The following is a 23,273-nucleotide window of genomic DNA, read 5'->3' as shown; positions in this document are numbered from 1 at the left end:
TCTTCGGGCTTTTTGTAGTCCGCCAGCAGCGCATCAATCAGGTCGCTGGGTAAGGGTTTCATTTCTACGGTCATCATTGCTCCATGCAAGACAGCAGTTTCCTGCCAAAAGACCGTTTACACAAAACTTCTTACACCCTCTCATCCAAGGTTACTACCGTTGGCGGTTTCGTCGATAAAGTCTTGAAGTTGCAGAGCGATGGCAAAGAGATCTTCTACCGCGGACACTCGAACAAGCGGCGGTACAAGCTTGAACCGTCCCTGTTCAGAAAGGACGAGCATGGAAACTACCTGTATCTACACAATGAACATGTGCTCTATCGAGAATTGCTCGTTTCCAACTCTGCGGACTTTACGAGTGACAGCTATACCTTGGACCGACTGGTTCGAATGCAGCACTATTCACTGCCAACTCGCCTCCTCGACATTACATCGAACCCGCTCATCGCGCTTTACTTTGCCTGCAAATCGAGCATTGGCAAACTAGAAGATGGAAGACATGTCGGAGAGGAAGAGGGTGAAGTCATCGTCTTCACTCTTGAACAGGCACAGATCAAGTATTTTGACTCCGACACAGCTAGCTGTGTAGCAAATTTGGCTCGACTTCCAAAATCGGAGAAAGATCAAATTGATCAGAGCATAAATGCTGTCACAGTATTCAATGAACAGCCAGCGATCAAGCGCCTTATTCACTTCGTTCGTGAAGAAAAGTCATTCTTCGAGCCCCGTGTTCAACCTGAACATCTGCGCACGATCGTTTGCGTAAAGGGCAAGCGAAGTAATAACCGAATTTCTTCCCAGTCCGGTGCCTTCTTATTATTTGGGCTGGATGCTGTGTTGGATGAAAAAGGTACGCCAGAGATTGGGTTGAGCAGAATATCGGTTACTAGCAAAGCGACCATTCTCGAGCAACTGGATTTGTTAAATATTAACGAGAGTACGGTCTTTCCGTATATTGAAAATTCGGCAAAGTACGTTGCAAATAAGTATTCGTTTAAGGGATAAACGAGGGGAAGAATTTCTTGACAGAGAAGCCTTCGTTTCGCGAACAGGTTGTCCAAGAATAACGCTCGCAACCCCATTACAGTAGAAATCTGGTCTCAGGCTATTCGATAGGAAAAATCTTAGCTTCTCCTACTTACCGGTCATCGGCGTAGCTCTAAAATTAGAACAAATCACTGGGGTAAGTTTTGGGTCAAGTCTTTGGGTTTTTGATCGCGGTTGAAAAATACCAAGATGTGGGCATCAATGCTGTCCGCTTCGCGGAGAACGATGCAACCGGCCTGCGGGATGCACTCGAGTTGCATGGTCTGAATATGGCCAACACCGTCCTGCTGCTCAGCGCGCAAGCAACAAAGAATCGCATCGAATCGGAGATTCGGCGAGTCTGCAAGACGGTGCGAGATGGGGACACGTTGTACTTCTTCTACGCGGGTCACGGGTTCTCCAATAACAGCAAGAACTACATCACCTGTCACGACACGGTCCTAAAGGATCTGGCGCCTACTAGCATAGAACTGCAAGGCCTTTTCACGGAGCTCGCGAGGTCAGCGTGCCGGAAGATCATCCTGTTCCTCGACTCCTGCCACAGCGGTCTTGAAATCGACGACAGAATGCGCAGCATCTTGTCGGATTTGAGTGACGATGACTTTCGCAATTTCTGCCAGAGTGCCGAGCATCATCAAGCCTTCTCTGCATGCAAGCCCGACGAGCAGTCTCGCTCTGCCCTCTATCTGAAGCACGGCATTTGGACATACCACTTACTTGAAGCGTTAAACGGTCGCGACAAGGCTGCGCTTGAGCGTGGGAAGTTCCTGACGGCGTCCTCCTTGCAGACATACTTGAGCAGCACGGTGCCAAAAAGTACACATCTTCAGCCAGGTGATGTACAAACGCCAATGGCGTGGGGCAACCAGACACACGAGTTCATTGTTGCCGACTTCACGAAAATCCTCGCCGATCGGGACGCTGCCGCGCGCATTGGGCTGGGACAATTCAAAGGCATTTCGATGCGAGGCAGCGTCATCGAATGGATCAATAAATTATCGGGATTCAATAGACACCACAGAGTCCCCGATGCGGTGAACGACAGAACGCGCGGGTTTGTTCGCTCGGTTGCTTCCGATGAGATTCAGCGGCGCGTGGAGAAACTCGCTGACGTCCTCAAGGCATCCTTTCACTACAAGCGCAAAGACTTGCAGGTCAACACTGACGGCTCAATTGAAACGCCGGACTTCGCAATCGAGGTAGAGGTAGACATTGACCCCGACGACACCGCGAAGTGCATCATCTCCACGTCGGTTTCGGACTTCAAGGACCCAGCGATCGTTGCCTCGGAAGAATTTGCCGCAGTTTTCGACAATGAGTTTGACCGAATCTGCTTCTCGGTGTCCGGAAAAATCGACGTCGAGGCAGTTATCGATATGGTCGAAGACGATCCTCGCGGTCTGGGGATTGACTACCCATCGGCGGCCAACTCATGCACTATCACGGCACCTGGAATGATGCCGGAGATCAAGGTCTCTTCGGAGCAAGTGATCGTTCAGTTTCGTTCCACTCAAGTAGTGCAAGCTCTCTTGAGCGGCGGTCAATCGTTCACTACGCTGGCTTCGCACAACGGCGGCTCACTCGGGATGGCTCTTCGGCTCCTCGACTGAGGAGGCCACGGTCACGTGCAGCGAGGGGATTTGGAGGCTTGAGGCCTCCCGCCCCGTAGCGATCATATGATTCCGGCTCCCGGCATGACGGTCCGCTCCTGGTCGGTTGAGGGTGTAGCGACCATCGGGATCAGCACCACATTGCCGGCCATCGGCTGCTGATGTCTATGTCGGCTTTAGAGAAGACAGTTCGGAAGACTCTATGTCAGGAACCAGTCTCATGCCGTCCTAGGTCACCGCGTAGCCATCGACAGGGCGATCGGCATCATCACCCCGACAACTCCACCGGTACAGCCTCTGCATTCCGCACCGCAAGTTTGAACGCCGGCGCAACGGTCACACTGTGGGCTTTGCCGCGAGAATCTTTATCAAGGTCGCCTGAGATTCAGTGAGCGGCATTTCACCCACCGCTGTGCGCCTCAAAGCCTCGTATGGCTCCACCCCGTGCGCCAGATGATGGGCAAGTTCATCGACCACAAGTCGGGCAAGTTGGCAGTACATGGCCGATGTAACAGCGTCGATTTTGTGTTCCGGCAAGTTAGCTAGTCGGTCGGCTATCCAGCCCAAACCCTCTGAAACCTTCTGCAGTTCGTCCACGTTCATTCTTCAATGCTCCTTTGTGCAGTCTTGACAGTGGGCTGAGTTTTGGCGGGAAGGGTGCCGATATGTTGGACGTATCAAATGTCCCAAGTCGTGCCGCACTGGCCGCAGTGATGCTGAGTAACAACTGCCGTAGTTTCGCTGGTTGTGTCCGTCTTTAAGATGCCGCCAACCTTACCCGTTGACGTAACAACCCTTGTTTCTTGCTTGGCTCTGACTAAACCCTTAGTCTGACAGTGCGGGCAAATTAAGTGCTCATTTACCGCTCCGAAGAAGTAAGTAGCGCGTTCGGCAGGACTCATTGCCTCGATCTTCTCCCGCATATTCGACGCATACATAAGTATGGCCACAACTATTAGGACGAAGATGCCCCCAACAGTCACGATGAAACCCATGCACTCCTCCTTGATTGTTTTTGGGCGACTGTACCTTACTACGGTATAGCCAGCGGTACGCGTCACTATACGAACAAACCGGGTACGCCTTTTTGAATGCAGGCTTCGCACATTCAAAGTGGCCTCTTGGACAACACCGTCAGCACCGCTTCACAGTACCGTACCGCGAGCTTGAACGCTAACGACTCAGCTCCCGATTTCGTCGAATTTTGGCCCCGACGACGAAGCCCCGCCGCGCTCACGTTGCCATAGAACGCCCCACGCTCCCATGTCCGGTTTCGCTGTAACGCCGCACGCACCGCTGCCAGACGTCGCGCCTCGCTATCCGGGTTCTTGAGGCAGGCCATATCATTTGGCTTCTAGCGTCGTCCCTGCCGCAGGGGCTGGTGGTGCCGTTGTCGGGGTGCTGGCGCTGTCCCTCAACACCTTGAGCGCCGACAGTGTGGCCAGCGCCGACCGTTGCGCTTTCAACGCCGCTGTCAGGTAGCGGTCCGCAATCTCACTCGCCCGGGGTTTGTCTGACTTCAGAGCTTCGTGCGCCTCTCTCGAAAATCGGTGCCAAAGGGCCTCCAGTATGACGTAATGCCTCGCCAACTCGTCAGCGGATGCCCGGTCCCCTGCAAGGCCAGCCCCCAACTGTGCCAAAGCCGCAAGTCGTTCGCGCTGTCGGTCAAGCGGTACATTGCTTGCCCTAATATGCTCAGACAAGACGCACGAATATTGGTCAGGTGTCCATGCCTCACGGGATGCCATATCCGCAATGCTGGCGCTGCCGGTTAGGTCTACTGTCGCTGGCTTTTCCAAGTCACTATCTCTCAAAATAATTTCTCCGGTTTGGCAGGACCCCAGGACCCCTAGGACCCCTTTTTCTCATGTAGTTGGCATTTCACACGTGTGTGTGTATTTACCCGTTACCGCGCACACACAAAATAAAAAACCAATAAGACGCACAGTGGGGTCCTAGGGGGTCCTAGGGGGTCCTGCTCAGGCGCAGGCCTTGGCTCGTTCCAGCTTCCAGCGTTCAACCTTTGGTGCAGTCCCCGCGCCCAAGAACCAGAGTTTTTTACCGCCCACCTTGCGGTTGACCAGGCCCGCCGCACGCAGACTGTCCGCAAGCCTGCCCAGGCTTGCCTGATCCCCTTCAACGGTTCGCATATCCCCGACCTGCTTGGCAATCTGCTTTATGGGCATCCCCATGAGCAGCCCCGGGTAGACAAGCCCGTCCGAGATCAGGAAGTCCACGATCTCGTCATGAAATGCGCCGTCCTCTCGTCTGGCCTCGCGCCCGCCGACCCACTGGTGGTAGGCCGCGCCGTCTGACTCTGCGATATACCACTTGCGCCCACCACGGTGCAAACAGACCGCCTCGCCCCACAGTTGCCGCGCCACCGCCGCGAGCGCAGCCTGATCAATCGGGTCTTGTTCAGTGGCCCGGGTTCGCACCGACCAGAACCTGCGAAGCAGGGCCCCGGATGGGTCTGCCAGATACTCGCTCCGGTTGGTGGTCGCCACAAACACGATGCGCCGGGCGTACTCACGCGGGTAGACCTCATAGGCCCGTCTGTGTGTGTCACTCTGTCGGGTGATGGCCGCTTTCAGAGCCTCCACGTCCGCAGCACGTCTTATGCCAGCCAGTTCTGCAATCTCGACTATCCAGCGGCCAACGGTGGCTTCCACAAGCGAAGCGGTGTTGCTTATGTCATGCACGCCATCAGTGAAAAGGTCTGGAGCTACCGCGTCTGCAAGAACCTTAAACATCGTGGATTTGCCTCCGCCGCCGCTGCCCTCAACGGCCAGCACTGTGTCATGCTTACAGCCAGGCGACAGGGCACGCGCCACCGCGCCCACCATGAAGCACACACCCGCCGCGCTCACAAAATCCGCGCACCCGGTCGCGTCCACCCTTGCGTAGGTCGTAAGCCATGAGTGAAGCCGGGGCGTCTTGTCCCACGCCTTCCCCAGTTCCTGTAGCTTTGATGCCAGAGGATCAAAGGCAGCGTCCCGGCCAGCAGCATCTATGCCCCGAGCTACGTCTTTGTGGTCCAGCTTCAAACCGCATGTCTGGGATAGCCACATCTGAAGCCTCGTTAAGTCATCGTCGGTTATGGCGCCAGGCTGATCGCTTGCGCCGGAATCGAAAGTCTTCCAGGACTTGAGCCGTACAGTTTTTTGTGAAAGCTCGTTGAATGCGACCATCCCCGATAACGCCGGGTCATGCCGGAATAAAACCACCACGTTGCCCACCTCAGCACTGAGCTGGCCTGACTTGCTGCGCGTCAGCGTGTCGCTACTGGCCGCGATGGCATCCGCCACAGTTTGCGACAACGCCACCGGCACACGCCCGGCCCCAGTACCCGCGCCCCAAGACTTAGGCGGGTCAGCAAGCACAGCGCGCGCTGCACGCAACACTGTCCCCGACTGATAGTCGCTGCGTCCGAATTTTTCACGATCGCTTGCGGGTGCCCCACTCCAGACTTCAAGGACTGCTTCAGGATTGCCAGCACCACGTCTGATGGCTTCACAGCAAACCGCATAGTCGGCTTGAGACCTGTCACCTTTGCCGTTCCAGGCATCTGCCAGTTTGCTGCGGGGCTGCGATGAAACCTTGCCGGTGATTTCTTCAACGATGACGGCGCTGTCCTTGTCGGGGCTTCCCCGCAATTTCTCCAACTGGTCGAAGACTGCGTCGATACCCTGAACCTTGGCGTTGACAGGGTTTGAACCACCCCCCGCAGCCTTCACCGCCCGGACCATACTCAGAACCCAGTCGATACCGTCCTGCGCGGCCGATACCCGGCAGGCTGAACCCGAAAGCACGGCACCTGTGCATCTCACCCACTTGTGGGGCTGGTGGTGATAGACCTCAAACTTGACCGCCTCGCCATCTGGCCATGCACCGACTTTGACGGGGCCGATGATTTTCACTTCAGGGTCAGCCCAGGGCACTACTCCAAGAGCAAAGATGCGTAACCCGGTCCCCGACGGGGAGACCTCAACATAAGCCCCCTTGAATAACTCGACTGCCTGAGCGCCCAGCCAATGAAATTCACCTGCACGAATCACGTGGTCAAGGTCGAGGCATACGAGATCATGAGGTGCGTCCGAAAGCAGCACCCCGATACCGCCACCCTTAGGAATGTTGCCCAGCGCATCGGCCAGGCTCCCCGCTGTCTTGGGATCATCTACCGCCCCCATGTGCCCTGTACGTGGATTGATAGGCGCCTTGCCTTTGCGACCCACGGGGCCGACTTTGGGGCTCCAGTTAAACCAAAGCGGCACAAGCTGTGCCAAGTGCTCCAGGTTAGTCTGTTGCTCTGGCGTGATCACGCCGGGTACGTTCGGGAAGTCAGTTAGCGCATGCGCACCACCTCCCACGGGATCTACTTTATTCATAAAATACGTCATCCGTTGTTCTTGTTGTTTTGGATGTGGAACCCGTCACGGCTGGCACGCCATGGCGGGTTTTCTTCTTGGAGATGCGCTCAGTTCTAAGCGTATCTCCTTGCAGGGCCTAGGCCCCTGCAACCTCCCGTGATCAAGCCGCCGACAACGCCGTCGCGAGTCTGGAAATCTCGCTCAGAACTCGGCGCATCTGCATGCGGCTATCCACGTCCTGAAGCTGCTCACGCAGGGCTCCAAGTTTCCTCTGGTTCCTTGCGACGCCCCTCATAAGTCGAATGAGTAGTTCGTTCAACAGGAGGTAATCTGCCAGTGTGGCCGGTCTCTTGAGGTCCCCAAAACCAACCCTGCCCGGGTCCAGAAAACCTTCACGCTGATACGGGTCACCGCCCGTATATTTCGCAGGCGCTGGCATGCAAAGATCGTCAAGGATGCGGGCCGCAAGGAACCCCAGTTCCTCGGATTCGTCAAATGAAAATTTGCCCTTCCATGAAAGCGGTTGCCGACTGTTATGCAGGTCTACAAACCGCCGCCAGGCTTCCCAAAGGTCTGCGGTGACGTCGTCTGTGGCTTTGTAGGTCGCGCAGCCCTTTGGCGTTGTTCCTGGTTTCTTGTTCATGCCGAGACCCCCTCAGCGACAACCTTTTCAAGCTGGGCACGGGACCACCGCACTGTGCGCCCAACCTTGATGGCGGGGGGCGGTAGGATACCTTTGCGTACCCAGTCGCGCGCTGTCTGGGGGTGAAGGCCCATGTACAGGGCAACTTCTGGCATAGCAAAGGTCTCAGGACGAATCACCATTGCCAATCGGACAGCCTCCACTAATGCCCGGCCGTCGATTACCTGCGTCGGGTTTTCTGATGTAGACGAAGTTTTCATGTTGTTGTTTTTCTCAAGTCGTCGGCGGAGCCCCCGCCCTAGGTGCCTCTAGAGTTTTTCTAAAGTCAGGCCGCATACTAGGGAGGCGCTCGCTAAAAAGTAAATCCCCGGGTATTAGACTGGACCCAAGCACCCTCCAGACCACCAAAAATGAAGCCCCGTCATGTTTCCATGACGGGGCTTAATGTGGACTCCAAAGGGTAGGGTAAGGCGCCCTGAAACGGCCCATAAGGGCAACAGTGGGGCAAAGCGCCCTGGGGTTTTGCGACGCAGGCCCTACGGGCTGCGCCGTCTTCTTATCTTTGGCCTGCCCGCATAGGCACAACTACGGCCGCATAAGGCTGGCGCACTCGGTCCAGATGCCCTGACCACCACTTCATAAGTTCCCGCCGCTGGTCCATGTAGAGATTTTGGTCGTAAGCCCCGCGCACCTTGTCGGCGTGGACGTGGGCTAGGCTGAATTCGATCGCCTCGGTCCGATTCGCCCCACGGTAGGGCCACAGGTCATGCGCCGCCGTGCTGAACACCTTGCGCAGACCGTGGCCTACCAGTTCCCCATGCCAGCCCGTAGCCTTTAACAAATCGTTGACCGCGTTCTCACTGCAAAGGCGACCCTTGTAGTTGCCCTCCAGCCGAACGAATACAAAGCCGTCCTTCACACCCTGCAGGCCCGTACCGGCCTGACCCTGCCAGCCCTGTATGTCACGCAACAACTTTGCAGCCTGCTTGCTCAGTGGCACTGACCACGCCTTACGCTGTTTCATGCGACCGGCTGGTATGTGAAGCAAGGGTTTATCAGTGTCGAGGCCTTCTACCTCCGACCACTGCAGCTCCCTGATTTCCCGGGTACGCGCCCCGGTCAACGTCAGCATGCGCAGTAAGTGTGCCGTGACAGGATAGGGCAGGGCCGCATCCACACTGTGCAGGACCTTGCTAAATTCCGGTAGCTTGTCAGCCTTGAACGCCCTACGTCCGACCTGTTGGGGCTTGCTCAGTCCCTTGCGCGCGCGCGTCACTACATTGCTGCCCTCAAACCACCCCTGTGAAGCGGCATAGTCAAGGGACTTTTCCAAATCAGCACTACTGCGTCTGAATGTCTCAGCCCTGTCTTTCGCGCCTAACTTGGTGAAGCTGTCGGCGACGTCAGCAACCGTCAAAGATGCGACGGCAATGTCGCCGATATGGTCTAGATATTCCTCCAAGCGGCGCAACCGCTGTGCCGCGTATTTGGGACTAGTCAGCTTGCCTTTGGTGGCTTCGTGCCACTGCTCGACAGCCCCGCGCACAGTGCGCAATCCAAGCGCTTCCAGCGCGGCATCTTCAATGGCCTGTTTCTTCTCAGTGGCGCGCCTAGCCTTGACCGGTTGGACGCCACGGTCAATCTCTGCCAGCTTCACCTTTGCAGACCTGACGGCCTGTGACAGCGTAACGCCCCCCGTGCCACGTTCGCCCTGTGGAAAGTACCTGCCAAGACCCAGCGACTGCTTTTTGCCACCGTGGGTATACCTGATCACCCACGAAGCCCTAGCGGGCTCTGTGCCCGGTCTACGGGCCTCAAGAAACAGCCTATCACCAGCATGTAGGCGACCGGCCTTCTTGCCTGCGGGCACCTCCTTAACGAACTGATCCAACTCGGCGACCGTAATTGCCATGAAGCCTCCTAGGCATCGAAGTGGGTACGTTACCCCTTCATTACCTCCCATGTTACAGGCTCTTAAACGCTAACGTCAACTCATTTAAACGTGCCTAAACACCCAATCTTCCGAAATTCTCCAATGAAAATAAACGAAATAGGATTAAAGATGTAAGTCACTTCACTCTGCCATCATCCACTCTTCGGCGGACACCCTCTCCGCCAAAATAAAGCCCTACTCGCTACATAAAACATAGCGACTAGGGCTTTTTCTTTTACGTCACCATATCAACACGCCCCGCACCCCGCCGGCTGGAGAGTGAGCGCCGCTAACTAGCTGCTGCGCTTGTGCACCGACGCAAATGGGTCCGGTATGTCTGCGTCTTTGCCGGGTATGGCATCCTGCTTCTGCAGACCACTCAATGACGGAGTGGCGGGTGGCAGCTGACTATCCTGAAATGAGACCGATTCTTCCCACAAGTCCCAATCGGAGTTCTCGTTGCCTTCGACGACTTCAGGAGTTGGCAAGGGCCTAGGGACACGTCGCCGCTCACCCAAATGCAAAGATGGTTCTTTGAGTGCTGGCGTTGTCGCCGTTGTAGCGGCTGTGGCGTCAGATCGTTTGAAAAAATTGACCATCGCGGCACCTCGGATTTTTGTTCTGGACAGCCAACAGGATGAGCGCCATTTTGTTCGGACTTCGCGGGCAAGTCTAGCCGCCTAATCGGGATTCACGGGGAATCTCCGCGGCGGCCCTCACTCAAAACGTCCATAAAATCACACAAATCCCGGACATTTTCGGCCCTTCCCGCCCAACTTTTCAAGCGCCATGTCTGTGACGCCATCAGGAGCAACCCTCGGCAGAAGACTCATGGCCTTTTTTGATTTTCCTGCGGCTGGGTCAAGACCTGAAGTGCCTTTTCTGACCACTCGATCCATGAGGATTCAAACATGATGCCGGCCGTCAGCACCAGATGTTGCAGTTGCGCTTCCCGCGACTCGATGGGCGCCGGAAAATCATGCGCCTCCAGTTCGCGGTACAGCGACAGTTTCTGGCGATGGATGGCCAGCCGGCGCTCGATGTCTTCCTTGAGCGCGGTCGGGCCGACCACGGCCTCGGCCCGCAGCTTCAGCATCAGCTCTTCGCGCAAGGGTTTGGGGTCCTGCGGTTCGGCGGTCCAGCGTTTGAGTTCTTTGCGTCCTGCGGGCAGCACTCGGTACACTTTTTTCCGCCCTCGGCCCGTCTCTGGCGGCAGTGACTCCACCCATGCTGCGCTTTCCAGGCGGCCGAGTTCACGGTAGATCTGCTGGTGCGTCGCATGCCAGAAGAAGCCGATGGATCGGTCGAAACGACGCGCCAGTTCAAGCCCGGAACAGGGTTGCTCCAGCAAGGCGGTCAATAGCGCATGGGGCAGCGACATCCTGGCAATTTCCAGTCAACCTGCTTTGCTGCCTTTGAAGGCGGGCAGATGCTGCCCCAGTCGCTTGCCCATCTCCTGACCCAGCGCCTGCAGGCCGTTCAGTGGGCGAATCATGACTTCGAACTCGACAATCTTTCCCTGCTCATCGAAACGAATCAGATCGATGCCCTTGAGCTGCTTGTCACCGACGTTGGCACTGAACTCGAGCACCACGCTGAGCCCATCGCCGCTTGCGAGTTCACGGTGGTAGGCGAAGTTTTCGAACACGCCCAGGACCGTATTCAGAATCAATGCCACCGCCTGTGCCGACTGGTAGGGCGGAAAGGCCATGGGCGAGCGAAACACGGCGTCGGCGTGCAGGATGGTCGGCAGGTCCTTGAGATCGTGCGCGGCGACCATGCGGTGCCATGTCGCCAGTGACTCGGCTGCGGCCGGGTGCAAGTGGGCAAGGGGTGTACTCATGCTGCTTCCTTTCGAATGTCTTAGATGGTCGCTGCCAGGCGAACGCCCTGGTCAATGGCACGCTTGGCATCCAGTTCCGCGGCCACATCGGCACCACCGATCAGGTGCACGGTGCAACCGGCGTTCTGCAGGTCGGCATACAGATCACGCTGCGGCTCCTGCCCGGCGCACAGCACCACGTTGTCCACCGGCATCAATTTTTCCTGCCCGTCGATGGTGACATGCAGACCGGCGTCGTCGATTTTGCGGTAGGTCACACTGGACACCATGTTGACGTGTCGCGCCTTCAGCGAGGTGCGGTGAATCCAGCCCGTCGTCTTGCCCAGGCCGTCGCCCACCTTGCTTTTCTTGCGCTGCAGCAGATGAACCTGACGCGGCGAATCTTCGGCCTGCGCAGGACGCAGGCCACCGGGCGCGCGGTAGCCCGGATCGATGCCCCATTCGGCGTAAAACTTTTCCGGATTCACGCTGGCACTCTCGCCGCTTTGGGTCAGGAACTCGGCCACATCGAAGCCGATACCGCCAGCGCCGATCAGCGCCACAGTCTTGCCAACCGGTCGACCATCACGCAACACATCCAGATAACCCAGCACCTTGGGATGATTGACGCCTTCGATGTCCGGCACCCGCGGCTTGACGCCTGTGGCCAGCACGATCTCGTCAAAGCCGCCCTGCGCCAGCTCCTGCGCGCCGACCCGCGTGTTCAGCCGCAGCTTCACACCACGCAAGTCAATCTGTTTGCGGAAATAGCGCAGGGTCTCATAGAACTCCTCTTTGCCCGGCACTTTTTTCGCGATGTTGAACTGGCCACCGATCTCCGCATCGGCGTCAAACAGCGTCACATCATGACCGCGTTCGGCAGCGGTCACTGCGAAGCTCATCCCGGCCGGGCCGGCGCCAACGACGGCGAGACGCTTCGGTTGTGGGGTGGGCAAGGCGACCAGCTCGGTTTCGTGACAGGCCCGCGGGTTGACCAGGCAGGACGTGATCTTGCCGGCAAACGTATGGTCCAGACAGGCCTGGTTGCAGCCGATGCAAGTGTTGATCTCGTCGGCACGGCCCTCGGCGGCCTTGCGGATGAAGAAGGGATCGGCCAGCAAGGGCCGGGCCATGGACACCATGTCGCAATAACCGTCTGCCAGTAGCTGCTCGGCCACCTCGGGCGTGTTGATGCGGTTGGTGGCCACCAGTGGCACCGTGACATGGCCCTTGAGGCGTTGCGTGACCCAGGCGTAGGCGGCGCGCGGCACCTTGGTGGCGATGGTCGGGATGCGTGCTTCGTGCCAGCCTATCCCGGTGTTGATGATGGTGGCACCTGCGGCCTCAATGGCCTGGGCCAACTGGATGACCTCTTCCAGCGATGAGCCGCCCTCGACCAGATCGAGCATGGACAGGCGATAAATGATGATGAAACGCTCACCCACCCGCTCGCGCGTGCGACGCACGATTTCCACCGGAAAGCGGATGCGCTTGGCGTAGGCACCGCCCCAGGCGTCGTCGCGCTGGTTGGTGCGGCTGGCAATGAATTCGTTGATGAGGTAACCCTCGGACCCCATGATCTCGACCCCGTCATAGCCTGCGAACTGTGCCAGTGCCGCGCAGCGCACGAAGTCGCCGATGGTCTCTTCCACCTCTTGGGTGGACAGCGCTTGCGGCACAAAGGGGTTGATCGGGGCCTTGAGCGCACTTGGCGCCACCAGCTCAGGTTGGTATGAATAGCGCCCAAAGTGCAGGATCTGCATGGCGATCTTGCCGCCCTCGGCGTGGACCGCCCGGGTCACAACCTGATGCTGTGCGGCTTGGGCCTCCGTCATCAGGGTCGCCCCCCCGGTCATGGGACGGCCACGCTCATTGGGTGCAATGCCGCCGGTGACGATCAGGCCGACACCACCCCTTACCCGCTCGGCATAAAAGGCTGCCATGCGTTCGAAGCCGTTTTTGGCTTCTTCCAGACCGACGTGCATGGAGCCCATCAGCACACGATTTGGAAGAGAGGTGAAACCCAGCTCAAGCGGCTTCAACAGATGGGGATAAGGATTCATCGGAAATTTCCCTTTTATGCAATCAGTTGCATAAATATAAATCAGATCCCTTCTTATTGCAACTGGTTGCATCAATACGCACTACCGGGCTTGCCCAAGTACCAACCGGGCCCGACGGTCACTGCCCAAAAAGCCTGACGCGATTGCCGCCGCTTACCTTGGCAAGGTACATGGCGGCATCGGCGCTCTTGGAGAGGGTCAACTCGTCGCTGCCATGTTCTGGATACACAGCCACACCGATGCTGGCTGAAATTACCAGGCTCCCGCCGTCGAGGTCAAAGGGCTGATTCAGCGCGGTGCAGATCTTTCCCGCAACCAGCAGCGCATCCTGATCCCCCTCGACATGGGTCAGTAGCACGACGAACTCATCACCGCCCAAACGGCCTACCGTATCGACGTTTCGCACGCAGGCCTGCATCTGTTTCGCAACAGCACTCAGCAGCAAATCACCCACATGATGACCACAGGTATCGTTGATCGCCTTGAACCCGTCGAGATCGACAAACAGCAAGGCCAGACGCGTCTGATCGCGCCGCGCCTGCGAGACCGCCTGGCGCAGCCGGTCGTCAAACAGGGCGCGGTTGGGCAACCCTGTCAGCGAATCATGCTGCGCCAGATGGGTGAGGGTTTGTCGGCTCTCGTTCAACTCGCGCATATTCGCCACGATGGTGTTCTGCATGTCGTTCAGGCTGCTGGCGAGAAGTCCGATTTCGTCCTTGCGGGCCGATGGCAACTCAATGATCACCTGTTCCTTTGAAAACATACTCATCGCTCCGACCATATTCCGCAAGGAGCCGGTCACTGCGCGCGAAACTAGCCACGCGAGAAGCACGGCCATCACGCTCAGTGCAAGAATCATCTGCACCGTGGTCCAGCCCAATTGACTGGTCTCCCGAACGACATTTTCGAGTGGCTGTGACAGGCCGAGAATCACAAACTTCTTTTCGACTGATCCACCATACGGGAGCCGCACAAAGGCGGCCACGAGGCCGCTGGTGGCCTGTTGCACCCCTTCGATACTTGTCACGACACTGGCGCTTTTTCCATCGATCAAGGCTGCAACGGGCTGAAAAAACTCCTGAATGAAAATTCTGCGTCCCTTGTCAAACCCGAAGGCCTCGGCAGGGTCGGGGTGAATCAGGTAGTCGCCCCAATGGTTGCTCAAGTACAGCTGGTAGGCGTTGGGCAGATCAGATTTCAGGCGGGCAAACAGTCCGTTTAGATCGAGGTTGATCACGACCAGCCCCCGCACTTTGCCGTCGCCGGCAAGCACGGGTGTGGCGACCCGTACCGTCGGCTTGTGCAGCCCGGAATGTGCGCCCTCCTCGTGGTTGAGCGTGATGTCCGACAAATAGACCTGCCCCCGCCCCAACTGCAATGTGTTGAAGACATAGGCGTAATGGGCTTTTTCCTGCAGATCGCCAGCCGGGACGCGTGCCAGTTTGTCGCCATCACGATCGACGCGAACCAGTTCCAGGCCGTGGTCGTCCGCACCAATCAATCGAATCTGAAAATACTGGGGATTCACTGCCATTAACGCCGTGAAGGTATCGGCCAGCAGCTTCTTGTCATTGCCTGCGGCGAGGCTTGCCAGAAGCAAGGTATCACCGGCAACCTCGTCGATACTCGCCTGAAAGTTGCGACCCAGCACCTGTGTAGCCGTCAGCAGATCGCGTTGCGCCGCGGTCAGCAACGCGGCACGGCCGCTGGCGTAGGCGTAGTAACCCACGGTCCCCATCGCCACCAGACTGAAGCTGGCCAGCAAAAGCCCCAATTTGAAGGCGATACCGAAACGCATGCGCTAGAACCGCCCCGGCAAATCGCCGGAGATGATACGACCCCACAATGCCGCCCTGCGCTTGTCATCTTCTACAGGCTCCAGCCAGATGATCTTGTCAGTCTCCCGGGTGGTGGTGTCGGCTTCTATCGTGTTCGACAGGCCCTGGCGCCGGGTCAACTCGCTGCTCACTTTGTTGTCCAGCATGTAGTTGATCCAGCGTTCCGCCAAGTTTTTGTTTTTCGCGCCGCGTGTCACGGCCCAGCAGTCGAGCCAGGCCAGAGCGCCCTCAACCGGAATGGCATAACCAACATCCACACCGGCGTCACGCAGCAGCTTGAGTTGCTGCTTCCCGTAATTGGCAAACATCAATGCGACAGAATGACGGCGAAAGAGTTCGACCGACTCTTCCGGCAATGTATAGAAGGTCAGCACATTGCGGCGTAACGCAATCAGGTGATTCGCAACACGCTTGAAATTCTTGTCCTCAATCCGGAAGGGCTCACCAGCGAGCACCAGCGAGGCAATGGAGAAGTTGTGACTGCTGGTGTCAAAGGCAAGAACGCTTCCCCGGTACTTCGGATCCCACATCGCAGCCAGCGATGTGGGCGCCTCCTTGAACTGCTTGCGATCAAAGATCAGGCCCATTTCCGAATAGGTGTAGGGGACAGCGTAGACGTCGCCCAGGCGAGTGATGCCGGGAATGCTTTCCGAGTTCCGGAATCGGGGCAACTGGTTCGCGGTATTCGGAATGTTGGAGAGCTGCAGCGGCACGACCAGTTTCTGATCGATGTAATGCTGCATTTCCGCCGTGTTGGCGGCGAAAACATCGAAGTCGCCACCCCGGTTTGCGCTGATCTTTTCCCGCAGGACGTCATCAGAACCTACAAAGCTGACGACGACCCGCACATCGAATTTTTTTTCAAACGCCTGAACCAGATCACTGTCCGCGTAGCCGGGCCATGTCAGCACGCGCAGCGTTTCCACCGCCCGGCCTGGCAGACTCAATGTCAGACCGACAATGAACAGCAGCGCTAGACGGAGAATCATGGCAAGCTACATATCCATGTCATTCATGGCGGTGGCACCAATGATTTTTTGCCCGCCCAGGAAGGGTCGCAAGGCCTGCGGGACGGTGACCGACCCATCAGCGTTCTGATAATTCTCCAGCACCGCCACCAGTGTGCGCCCCACCGCCAGACCCGAGCCGTTGAGGGTGTGCACCAGTTCGTTCTTGCCCTGCGCGTTCTTGAAGCGGGCCTGCAGGCGGCGCGCCTGGAACGCCTCGCAGTTGGACACCGAACTGATCTCCCGGAAGGTGTTTTGTGCCGGCAACCAGACTTCCAGGTCGTAGGTCTTGCTGGCGCCAAAACCCATATCACCGGTGCACAAAGACATCACCCGGTAAGGCAGACCCAGCTTTTGCAGAATGGCCTCCGCGTGACCGACCATTTCTTCCAGCGTTTCATAACTCTTGTCGGGATGCACGATTTGCACCATCTCGACCTTGTCGAACTGGTGCTGGCGGATCAGCCCGCGTGTGTCGCGCCCGGCACTGCCGGCCTCGGAGCGGAAACAAGGCGTGTGCGCCGTGAGCATGATGGGCAAGTCCGCCTCCGCCACGACTTCATCGCGCACGAAGTTGGTCAGGGGAACTTCGCTTGTGGGAATCAGATACAGCGCCGCATTGTCCGGTGCCGCTTCCCCTTCTTGCCCACCCTTTTTGGCGGCAAACAGATCGCCCTCGAACTTGGGCAACTGACCGGTGCCGCGAAGGCTGTCGCCGTTCACGATGTAAGGGGTGTAGCACTCGGTGTAGCCGTGCTCTTCGGTCTGTACATCCAGCATGAACTGCGCCAGTGCGCGGTGCAGGCGGGCAATCGGGCCCTTCATCACCGTGAATCGAGCGCCCGTTAATTTGACGCCCATCTCGAAATCCAGCCCCAGCGGCGTACCCAGATCCACATGGTCCCTGACCGGGAAATCAAACGCCTTGGGCGTGCCCCAGCTACGCACCACCACATTGCCATGTTCATCAGCGCCGACCGGAACGCTTTCGTGCGGCAGATTTGGCACGGCCAGCAGCAAAGTCTGCATTTCCAGCTGGATCTGGTCCAGGCGCATCGCAGATGTTTCCAGTTCTGACTTGAGGCCAGCGACTTCAGCCATGACAGCGTCAACTTCGGCGACACCAGCCGGACCTTTGGCCTTGAGCATGCCGATCTGCTTGCTTGCGGTGTTGCGTTTGCTTTGCAGCTCTTCGGTGCGCATCTGAATGGTCTTGCGCTCAGCCTCCAGCGTTCGAAAGGCAGCCACATTGAGGAACGCTTGCGGTGTCTTGCGGGTCTCAAGACGGGCAATGACCGAGTCGAGGTCTTTTCGGAGAAGGGTGATGTCTAGCATGGTGCAATTGTATTTTTTTAGAGTTTCAGTCCCTTGGGCAACGGAAACTTGACCGTTTCCTCGATGCCGTCCATCTTGCGCACCGACACGGCACCCAGCGCCTTGATGCGTTCAATCACCTGGCGCACCAGAATCTCGGGGGCCGATGCCCCAGCCGTCAAACCAACACGCTGGCGGCCCTCAAACCAATGCGCCTGCAACTCGTCGGCGTTGTCCACCATGTAACTCTCGCAGCCCAGCTTGCGCGCCAGCTCGGCCAGACGGTTGCTATTGGAACTGGTCGGACTGCCCACCACGATCATCACGTCCACCTGCGGGCTCATGATTTTCACTGCGTCCTGCCGGTTTTGCGTGGCGTAGCAAATATCCTGTTGCTTGGGTTGCCGCGCATTCGGAAAACGCGCCTTGATGGCGGCCGCAATGTCGGCCGCGTCGTCGACACTGAGCGTGGTCTGTGTCACCACGGCCAGCTTCAAGGTTTGCGCTGGCTGCACACGCGCGACGTCGGCCACCTCTTCCACCAGATGAATGCCCCCGTCCAGCTGGCCCATGGTGCCCTCCACCTCGGGATGCCCCTTGTGGCCGATCATGATGAACTCATAGCCTTCCTTGTGCAGCTTGGCGACTTCCACGTGCACCTTGGTCACGAGCGGGCAAGTGGCGTCAAATATCCGGAACCCGCGGGCCGCGGCCTCCGCCTGCACGGCACGGCTCACGCCATGAGCCGAAAAAATGAGCGTCGCGCCCACCGGCACCTCATCCAGCGATTCAATAAAGATGGCGCCCTTGGCCTTGAGGTCATTCACCACATAGGTGTTGTGCACAATTTCATGCCGCACGTAGATCGGCGCGCCAAACTTGTGCAGCGCCCGCTCCACGATCTCGATGGCCCGATCCACCCCGGCGCAAAATCCGCGTGGCTCAGCCAGAAGGATTTCCTGGGGTGCCGTGGTGATGGAGGCTGCGTTCACAGGATGCCGATCACATGCACTTCGAACGTCACCGGCTGGCCGGCCAGGGGATGGTTGAAATCAAACAGCACAGCCTCCCCCTTCTCGTCACTTCTCAACTGCTGCACCGAGCCGGCAAACTGGCCCTGGCCGTCCGGCGTCGGGAACTGCACCACGTCACCCACCTGGTACTGCTCGCTGGGGTCGCCCATGTCCAGAAGCTCACTGCGCGCCAGCCATTGCAGCATGTCGGGGTTGCGCTGGCCAAAGGCCACACCCGGCGCCAGCTCAAAAGTGGCACGACTGCCCTCCGCCAGGCCGAGCAAGTGGGCTTCAACCGCAGGCGACAGTTCGCCGGTGCCCAGCGTCAGCGTGGCTGGTTTGCTGGCAAAGGTGCTGATCACATCACCGGCGGGCCCGGCCATTCGGTAATGCAGCGTAAGGAATGAACCCGGTTGAACACAGGCAGGGGTGGAGGTCATGAAGATCCCGGATAAGAGATTGGAAAGCCGAAAAAGGACAAGGCGTTTTGGCGAATAAACTGAACCCTATTCTAAAAGACTGCCCCATGCCGCTCAAAGACCTCCCGCCCGACGCCCGCCCCAGGGAAAAGCTGCTGGCGCGCGGCCCTGGCGCCCTGAGCGACGCCGAACTGTTGGCGTTGCTGCTGCGCACCGGCATCAAGGGCAAGGGCGTACTCCAGATGGCCCGGGAGCTGCTGGAGCTGAAGAAGTCCACCGACGACAACAACGATGGGTTTGACGGCATTGCCGGCCTGCTGCACGCCACGTCCGACGACCTCAAACGCATCAAGGGCCTGGGGCCAGCCAAACGCGCCGAGATCGTGGCGGTGCTGGAGCTGTCACGCCGCGCGCTGGCCCAGCAACTGAAAGAACGCACCGTCTTTGCCACCCCCCACGCCGTCAAGCACTACCTGCAACTGCATCTGGCGGCCAAACCGCATGAGGTGTTTGCGGTGCTGTTCCTGGACGTGCAGAACCGTTTGCTGGCGATGGAAGAGCTGTTTCGCGGCACGCTGACGCAAACCAGCGTCTATCCGCGTGAAGTGGTGCTGCGCGCCCTGCACCACCAGGCCAGCGCCGTGGTGCTGGCCCACAACCACCCCAGCGGCACGGTACAGCCCTCGCGGGCCGACGAGACGCTGACTCAGACCTTGAAGACGACGTTGGCGCTGATTGATGTGCGGGTGCTGGACCATGTGATCGTGGCCCCGGGCGAAGCACTGTCCATGGCTGAGCGGGGCTTGCTGTGAGCGGCAAGCCGGTCAAGGTGAGCAGCCTGGCAGACCTGAAACTGGTCAAGCGCGAGATTGAGGCGCAGGCACAGGCCCAGGCGCAACGCGCTGCCGAACTGGCGCGGGCCAAGCAGCAGGCCGCCAGTGAGAAAGATCTGTTTGTGCGGGCCGCCGGCGCGGTCCAGCCCTTGCCGGACAAGCGCCGGGTGCTACTGAAAAAAGCGCCCGCCGCGCCTCGACCGATGCAGTTTGAGCAGGATGAAAAGGCCGTACTGATCGAGGCCATCAGCGACGAGTTTGACGTCGGCACGCTGCTCGACACCGACGATCTCCTGAGTTTTCGGCGTCCCGGCATCGGCCCCGATGTCACCCGCAAACTGCGCCGGGGGGACTGGTCGATCCAGCGTCAGCTCGACCTGCACGGCCTGCGCCGTGACGAAGCGCGCGAACATCTCAGCTTCTTCATCCGCGACGCATTCAAACAGGGCATTCGCTGTGTGCGCGTGGTGCACGGCAAGGGCCTGGGGTCGCCGGGCAAAGCGCCGGTGCTCAAGAGCCGGGTGCACAGCTGGCTGGTACAAAAGCAGGAGGTGCTGGCCTTTGTGCAGGCCAAGCCGGCCGACGGCGGCGCCGGGGCGCTGGTGGTGTTGCTCATGGCGTCGCGGGGCTGAGCCTGTGCGCGGGTCTCACGCCGGCGGGCTCGAATGCTGCTCAACCGGCTTAGGCTCCTGACCAATTTATACGAAATTGACTGCTAGCCCCCGTCCATATTGCCTTAGTAGCTACTAAATATATAGCAGCCTACTGCGCCGCCCGGCGCAATGTCTCCACCACGGGGCGCCGTAACACTTCACGCAGGCCCCACCAGCCCGCGGCCAGCGCCAGCAGCGCGCCGCTCAAAGCGCCGAACACGGGTACCCACAGCGAGACGGTCCACTCGAAGTCAAACACATACTTGGCCAGCGCCCACCCCACCAGCGTGGCGACGATGGAGGCCAGAAAGCCGGCGAGCAGGCCCACGCCCATCAGTTCGGCACGCTGAACCTGACGCAGCAGACTGCTCTGGGCCCCCACCGCCCGCATGATGGCAAACTCCCGGGCCCGCTCTTCACGCGTCGCCGTGACAGCAGCGAACAACACCACCAGCCCCGCCGCCAGCGTGAAGCCAAACAGGAATTCCACCGCGCCAATGACCTGGTCCAGCACGCGCTGAATTTGCGTGATGGTGCTCGTCATGTCCACATTGGTGATATTGGGGAAACTGCGCACCAGCGCATTGTCAAAACCGGGGGTGCCGGGCGCCTTGAACGCGCTCATGTAGGTCGTTGGCACATCGGGCAGGGCATTCACGGGATACATGACAAAGAAATTGGCCCGCATCGAGCCCCAGTCCACCTTGCGCAAGGACGTTATTTTCGACTCGGTCTGCACCCCGCCGATGTCGAAGCTCAAGGTGTCGCCCAGCTTGAGATTGAGCGTTTTGGCAATGCCCTCTTCCACGCTGATGGCGCCCTGCTCTTCCTCGGTCCAGCGGCCCGCCACCACTTCGTTTTGAGCGGGCTGCCGGGCACTGTGCGACAGATTGAACTCCCGGTCGACCAGCCGCTTGGCCCGGTCGTCCACATAGTCATCCGGCGTGACCGTCTTCCCGTTGACCGCCACCAGCCGGCCACGGATCATGGGGTACCAGTCAAACTTGCTCACGCCGCCGTCGCGCAAGGCCTTCACAAACGCATCGCCCTGCTCCGGCATGACGTTGATCACAAAGCGGTTGGGCGCATCCGGCGGCGTGGCTTTGCGCCAGCTGCTGATGAGATCAGTGCGCAGCAGCACCAGCAGGACCAGCGCCAGCAAGCCCACCGCCAGGGCGCTGACCTGCACCACGGCGTAGGCCGGGCGCGCCGAAATCTGCCGGGTCGCCAGCACCAGCCAGCGCGGCGCGGTGCTCTCACTCACGCTCCAGCGCAGCACCCTCACAGCCAGCCAGCTCAGGGCGGCAAACACCACCACGGCAGCCGCAAAGCCGCCAACCGCAATCAGGCCCAGCTTCACATCGCTGCTCGCCGCCAGCAGCAGGGTGGCAAAACCGGCGACGCCCAGCCCCAGCACGCCCAGCGAAGCCGGTTTGAGGTTGCCCACATCGCGGCGTATCACCCGCAGCGGCGGCACCTGGGCCAACTGCAGCACGGGCGGCAGGCCAAAGGCCAGCAGCAGCGTCAGCCCCATCCCCATGCCAAAGATGACCGGCCAGATGCCGGCAGCCGGGAGTGCCGCATCCACCAGACCGGCCAGCAGCAGCACAAAGACATAGTGCACCGCATAGCCTGCGGCCACCCCCAGGCCGCTGGCCAGCAGGCCAATGATGGTGAACTCGAAGGCATAGCTGGAGGCAATGGTGCGCTGGCTCAAACCCAGCACCCGCAACATGGCGCAGTCATCCAGATGGTTGGCGGCAAACCCGCGTGCCGCCAGCGCCACGGCCACGGCACTCAGGAGCGCCGAGAGCAAGGCAATGAGATTGAGAAACTTCTCCGCCCGGTCCAGCGTTTGCCCGAGTTCCGGGCGCCCACCCTGCAGCGACTCCACCCGTACGCCGCGCACCTGCGGGCTCTTCACCTCCTCCAGCGCCCACTTCACAAAGGAGGCGACACCTGCGTCATCACCGGCAACCGCCATGCGGTAAGTCAAGCGGCTGGCCGGCTGAATCAGTCTGGTCGCCTCCACATCCACACGATTGATCATGACGCGTGGCGCAAAATTCATGAACCCGGCGCCGCGATCCGGCTCATTCACAATGATTTTTGCAATGCGCAGGCTGGCATCGCCCAACAGCAAGGTGTCTCCCATCTGAACGCCCAGGGCATCCAGCAAGGGCGCATCGACCCAGGCCTCGCCGGATGCGGGAATAGCGCGGGTCACCGTGTCCGGTCCACCGGGCTGGCTCGTCACCCTCAGGCTGCCACGCAACGGATAACCGGGCTCGACGACCTTCAGGGCCACCAGCTTGGTGCCGGCGCCCTTGGCATCACTGGCACGGCCCATGGTGGGAAAGCCCAGCGTCTCCACCACCTCCAGACCCAGGGCGCGGGCCTTGGCCGCAAACGCGGCCGGTGTCGCGTTGTCACTGGAAATGACGGCGTCGCCCCCGAGCAGTTGCCGCGCATCGCGCTGCAAGCCGCCTTTGAGCCGGTCGGCAAAAAAACCAACCGCCGTCAGGGCGGCCACTGCCAGCGTCACCGCCACGATGAGGAGGCGCAGTTCACCGGAGCGCAGGTCGCGCCACAAAGAGCGCCAGCCGAGGCGCCAAAAAGAGATATTCATGGCGCTACCTTAGCGCACTCGGCGTTTGGGTGCTGCACGCGCCTTGTATTGGCCCACGACCTGGACTTGATAGCGGCCAC

At 59.2% G+C, this 23,273-nt stretch carries 20 protein-coding genes; 5 read left to right on the top strand and 15 right to left on the bottom strand.

Annotated features, from left to right (window positions below):
• The first annotated feature begins 83 nt into the window (after positions 1–83).
• Both Q7T10_RS04195 and Q7T10_RS04190 read left to right on the top strand, forming a co-directional pair.
• The gene (locus Q7T10_RS04195; protein ID WP_304746249.1) at positions 84–1,004 is read left to right on the top strand and encodes an FRG domain-containing protein; all 921 of its coding nucleotides are present in this window, start codon (positions 84–86) and stop codon (positions 1,002–1,004) included.
• Between the two features lie 185 nt (positions 1,005–1,189).
• Positions 1,190–2,656 carry a caspase family protein gene (locus tag Q7T10_RS04190; RefSeq protein ID WP_304746247.1) on the top strand — a complete coding sequence of 489 codons (1,467 nt, stop codon included), beginning with the start codon at positions 1,190–1,192 and terminating at the stop codon, positions 2,654–2,656.
• 336 nt (positions 2,657–2,992) lie between these two features.
• Here the strand turns inward: Q7T10_RS04190 and Q7T10_RS04185 are convergent, their stop codons facing one another.
• Together Q7T10_RS04185 and Q7T10_RS04180 are read right to left on the bottom strand one after the other, a co-directional pair.
• Complete coding sequence (locus tag Q7T10_RS04185) at positions 2,993–3,259, bottom strand: hypothetical protein (protein ID WP_304746245.1); 267 nt, start codon at positions 3,257–3,259, stop codon at positions 2,993–2,995.
• 74 nt (positions 3,260–3,333) lie between these two features.
• A complete protein-coding gene (locus tag Q7T10_RS04180) occupies positions 3,334–3,651 on the bottom strand; it encodes a hypothetical protein (RefSeq protein WP_304746243.1) in 318 nt (105 codons plus the stop codon).
• 352 nt (positions 3,652–4,003) lie between these two features.
• Here Q7T10_RS04180 and Q7T10_RS04175 point away from each other — a divergent pair, with 352 nt between their 5' ends.
• On the top strand, positions 4,004–4,138 hold the full coding sequence (locus Q7T10_RS04175) for a hypothetical protein (RefSeq protein ID WP_304746241.1): 135 nt from the start codon (positions 4,004–4,006) through the stop codon (positions 4,136–4,138).
• Between the two features lie 497 nt (positions 4,139–4,635).
• Here the strand turns inward: Q7T10_RS04175 and Q7T10_RS04170 are convergent, their stop codons facing one another.
• From Q7T10_RS04170 to Q7T10_RS04120, 12 genes are all read right to left on the bottom strand, one after another.
• Positions 4,636–7,056 carry a VapE domain-containing protein gene (locus tag Q7T10_RS04170; RefSeq protein WP_304746239.1) on the bottom strand — a complete coding sequence of 807 codons (2,421 nt, stop codon included), beginning with the start codon at positions 7,054–7,056 and terminating at the stop codon, positions 4,636–4,638.
• A gap of 130 nt (positions 7,057–7,186) precedes the next feature.
• Positions 7,187–7,669, bottom strand: coding sequence for a hypothetical protein (locus Q7T10_RS04165; RefSeq protein ID WP_304746237.1), 483 nt, complete (start codon positions 7,667–7,669; stop codon positions 7,187–7,189).
• Positions 7,666–7,824: a helix-turn-helix transcriptional regulator gene (locus Q7T10_RS20780; protein WP_370653727.1), complete on the bottom strand. Its 159-nt coding sequence runs from the start codon at positions 7,822–7,824 to the stop codon at positions 7,666–7,668. Before Q7T10_RS20780 ends, Q7T10_RS04165 begins: the two co-directional genes overlap by 4 nt.
• Positions 7,825–8,225: 401 nt before the next feature.
• The gene (locus Q7T10_RS04160; RefSeq protein WP_304746235.1) at positions 8,226–9,581 is read right to left on the bottom strand and encodes a site-specific integrase; all 1,356 of its coding nucleotides are present in this window, start codon (positions 9,579–9,581) and stop codon (positions 8,226–8,228) included.
• An 850-nt stretch (positions 9,582–10,431) separates the two neighbouring features.
• Positions 10,432–10,983: a PadR family transcriptional regulator gene (locus tag Q7T10_RS04155; RefSeq protein WP_304746233.1), complete on the bottom strand. Its 552-nt coding sequence runs from the start codon at positions 10,981–10,983 to the stop codon at positions 10,432–10,434.
• Positions 10,984–10,998: 15 nt separating this feature from the next.
• A complete protein-coding gene (locus tag Q7T10_RS04150) occupies positions 10,999–11,445 on the bottom strand; it encodes a nuclear transport factor 2 family protein (RefSeq protein ID WP_304746231.1) in 447 nt (148 codons plus the stop codon).
• A 20-nt stretch (positions 11,446–11,465) separates the two neighbouring features.
• A complete protein-coding gene (locus Q7T10_RS04145) occupies positions 11,466–13,487 on the bottom strand; it encodes an NADPH-dependent 2,4-dienoyl-CoA reductase (protein WP_304746229.1) in 2,022 nt (673 codons plus the stop codon).
• Between the two features lie 118 nt (positions 13,488–13,605).
• A complete protein-coding gene (locus Q7T10_RS04140; RefSeq protein ID WP_304746227.1) occupies positions 13,606–15,285 on the bottom strand; it encodes a GGDEF domain-containing protein in 1,680 nt (559 codons plus the stop codon).
• A gap of 3 nt (positions 15,286–15,288) precedes the next feature.
• Complete coding sequence (locus tag Q7T10_RS04135; RefSeq protein ID WP_304746225.1) at positions 15,289–16,314, bottom strand: extracellular solute-binding protein; 1,026 nt, start codon at positions 16,312–16,314, stop codon at positions 15,289–15,291.
• 6 nt (positions 16,315–16,320) lie between these two features.
• Positions 16,321–17,667 carry a serine--tRNA ligase gene (gene serS / locus Q7T10_RS04130; RefSeq protein WP_304746223.1) on the bottom strand — a complete coding sequence of 449 codons (1,347 nt, stop codon included), beginning with the start codon at positions 17,665–17,667 and terminating at the stop codon, positions 16,321–16,323.
• A 17-nt stretch (positions 17,668–17,684) separates the two neighbouring features.
• Positions 17,685–18,623, bottom strand: a complete 939-nt coding sequence (gene ispH, locus Q7T10_RS04125) for a 4-hydroxy-3-methylbut-2-enyl diphosphate reductase (RefSeq protein WP_304746255.1) — start codon at positions 18,621–18,623, stop codon at positions 17,685–17,687.
• Positions 18,624–18,634: 11 nt separating this feature from the next.
• Positions 18,635–19,099 (bottom strand): peptidylprolyl isomerase, encoded by a 465-nt coding sequence (locus Q7T10_RS04120; RefSeq protein ID WP_304746221.1) that lies wholly within the window; start codon positions 19,097–19,099, stop codon positions 18,635–18,637.
• An 86-nt stretch (positions 19,100–19,185) separates the two neighbouring features.
• On the opposite strand from Q7T10_RS04120, the gene radC reads away from it, so the two are divergent.
• Positions 19,186–19,890 (top strand): DNA repair protein RadC, encoded by a 705-nt coding sequence (gene radC / locus Q7T10_RS04115; RefSeq protein WP_304746219.1) that lies wholly within the window; start codon positions 19,186–19,188, stop codon positions 19,888–19,890.
• The gene (locus Q7T10_RS04110) at positions 19,887–20,543 is read left to right on the top strand and encodes a Smr/MutS family protein (protein ID WP_304746217.1); all 657 of its coding nucleotides are present in this window, start codon (positions 19,887–19,889) and stop codon (positions 20,541–20,543) included. Before radC ends, Q7T10_RS04110 begins: the two co-directional genes overlap by 4 nt.
• A 130-nt stretch (positions 20,544–20,673) precedes the next feature.
• Here the strand turns inward: Q7T10_RS04110 and Q7T10_RS04105 are convergent, their stop codons facing one another.
• Complete coding sequence (locus Q7T10_RS04105) at positions 20,674–23,193, bottom strand: ABC transporter permease (RefSeq protein ID WP_304746215.1); 2,520 nt, start codon at positions 23,191–23,193, stop codon at positions 20,674–20,676.
• Between the last annotated feature and the right edge of the window lie 80 nt (positions 23,194–23,273).

The sequence above is a fragment of the Rhodoferax sp. genome, from assembly GCF_030646845.1.
Classification (GTDB): Bacteria; Pseudomonadota; Gammaproteobacteria; order Burkholderiales; family Burkholderiaceae_C; genus Rhodoferax.
Note: the sequence above shows the minus strand (reverse complement) of the source record. Positions and strands in the feature narration are given on the sequence as shown.

Bases quoted from the DNA above. Each gene is read 5' to 3' on its own strand.
- Q7T10_RS04120 (WP_304746221.1), bottom strand. From the start codon at position 19,099: ATGACCTCCACCCCTGCCTGTGTTCAACCGGGTTCATTCCTTACGCTG.
- Q7T10_RS04135 (WP_304746225.1), bottom strand. From the start codon at position 16,314: ATGATTCTCCGTCTAGCGCTGCTGTTCATTGTCGGTCTGACATTGAGT.
- Q7T10_RS04165 (WP_304746237.1), bottom strand. From the start codon at position 7,669: ATGAACAAGAAACCAGGAACAACGCCAAAGGGCTGCGCGACCTACAAA.
- Q7T10_RS04160 (WP_304746235.1), bottom strand. From the start codon at position 9,581: ATGGCAATTACGGTCGCCGAGTTGGATCAGTTCGTTAAGGAGGTGCCC.
- serS (WP_304746223.1), bottom strand. From the start codon at position 17,667: ATGCTAGACATCACCCTTCTCCGAAAAGACCTCGACTCGGTCATTGCC.
- Q7T10_RS04155 (WP_304746233.1), bottom strand. From the start codon at position 10,983: ATGTCGCTGCCCCATGCGCTATTGACCGCCTTGCTGGAGCAACCCTGT.
- Q7T10_RS04180 (WP_304746243.1), bottom strand. From the start codon at position 3,651: ATGGGTTTCATCGTGACTGTTGGGGGCATCTTCGTCCTAATAGTTGTG.
- Q7T10_RS04170 (WP_304746239.1), bottom strand. From the start codon at position 7,056: ATGACGTATTTTATGAATAAAGTAGATCCCGTGGGAGGTGGTGCGCAT.
- Q7T10_RS04150 (WP_304746231.1), bottom strand. From the start codon at position 11,445: ATGAGTACACCCCTTGCCCACTTGCACCCGGCCGCAGCCGAGTCACTG.
- Q7T10_RS04145 (WP_304746229.1), bottom strand. From the start codon at position 13,487: ATGAATCCTTATCCCCATCTGTTGAAGCCGCTTGAGCTGGGTTTCACC.
- Q7T10_RS04195 (WP_304746249.1), top strand. From the start codon at position 84: ATGCAAGACAGCAGTTTCCTGCCAAAAGACCGTTTACACAAAACTTCT.
- Q7T10_RS04185 (WP_304746245.1), bottom strand. From the start codon at position 3,259: ATGAACGTGGACGAACTGCAGAAGGTTTCAGAGGGTTTGGGCTGGATA.
- radC (WP_304746219.1), top strand. From the start codon at position 19,186: ATGCCGCTCAAAGACCTCCCGCCCGACGCCCGCCCCAGGGAAAAGCTG.
- Q7T10_RS04140 (WP_304746227.1), bottom strand. From the start codon at position 15,285: ATGCGTTTCGGTATCGCCTTCAAATTGGGGCTTTTGCTGGCCAGCTTC.
- Q7T10_RS04105 (WP_304746215.1), bottom strand. From the start codon at position 23,193: ATGAATATCTCTTTTTGGCGCCTCGGCTGGCGCTCTTTGTGGCGCGAC.
- Q7T10_RS20780 (WP_370653727.1), bottom strand. From the start codon at position 7,824: ATGCCAGAAGTTGCCCTGTACATGGGCCTTCACCCCCAGACAGCGCGC.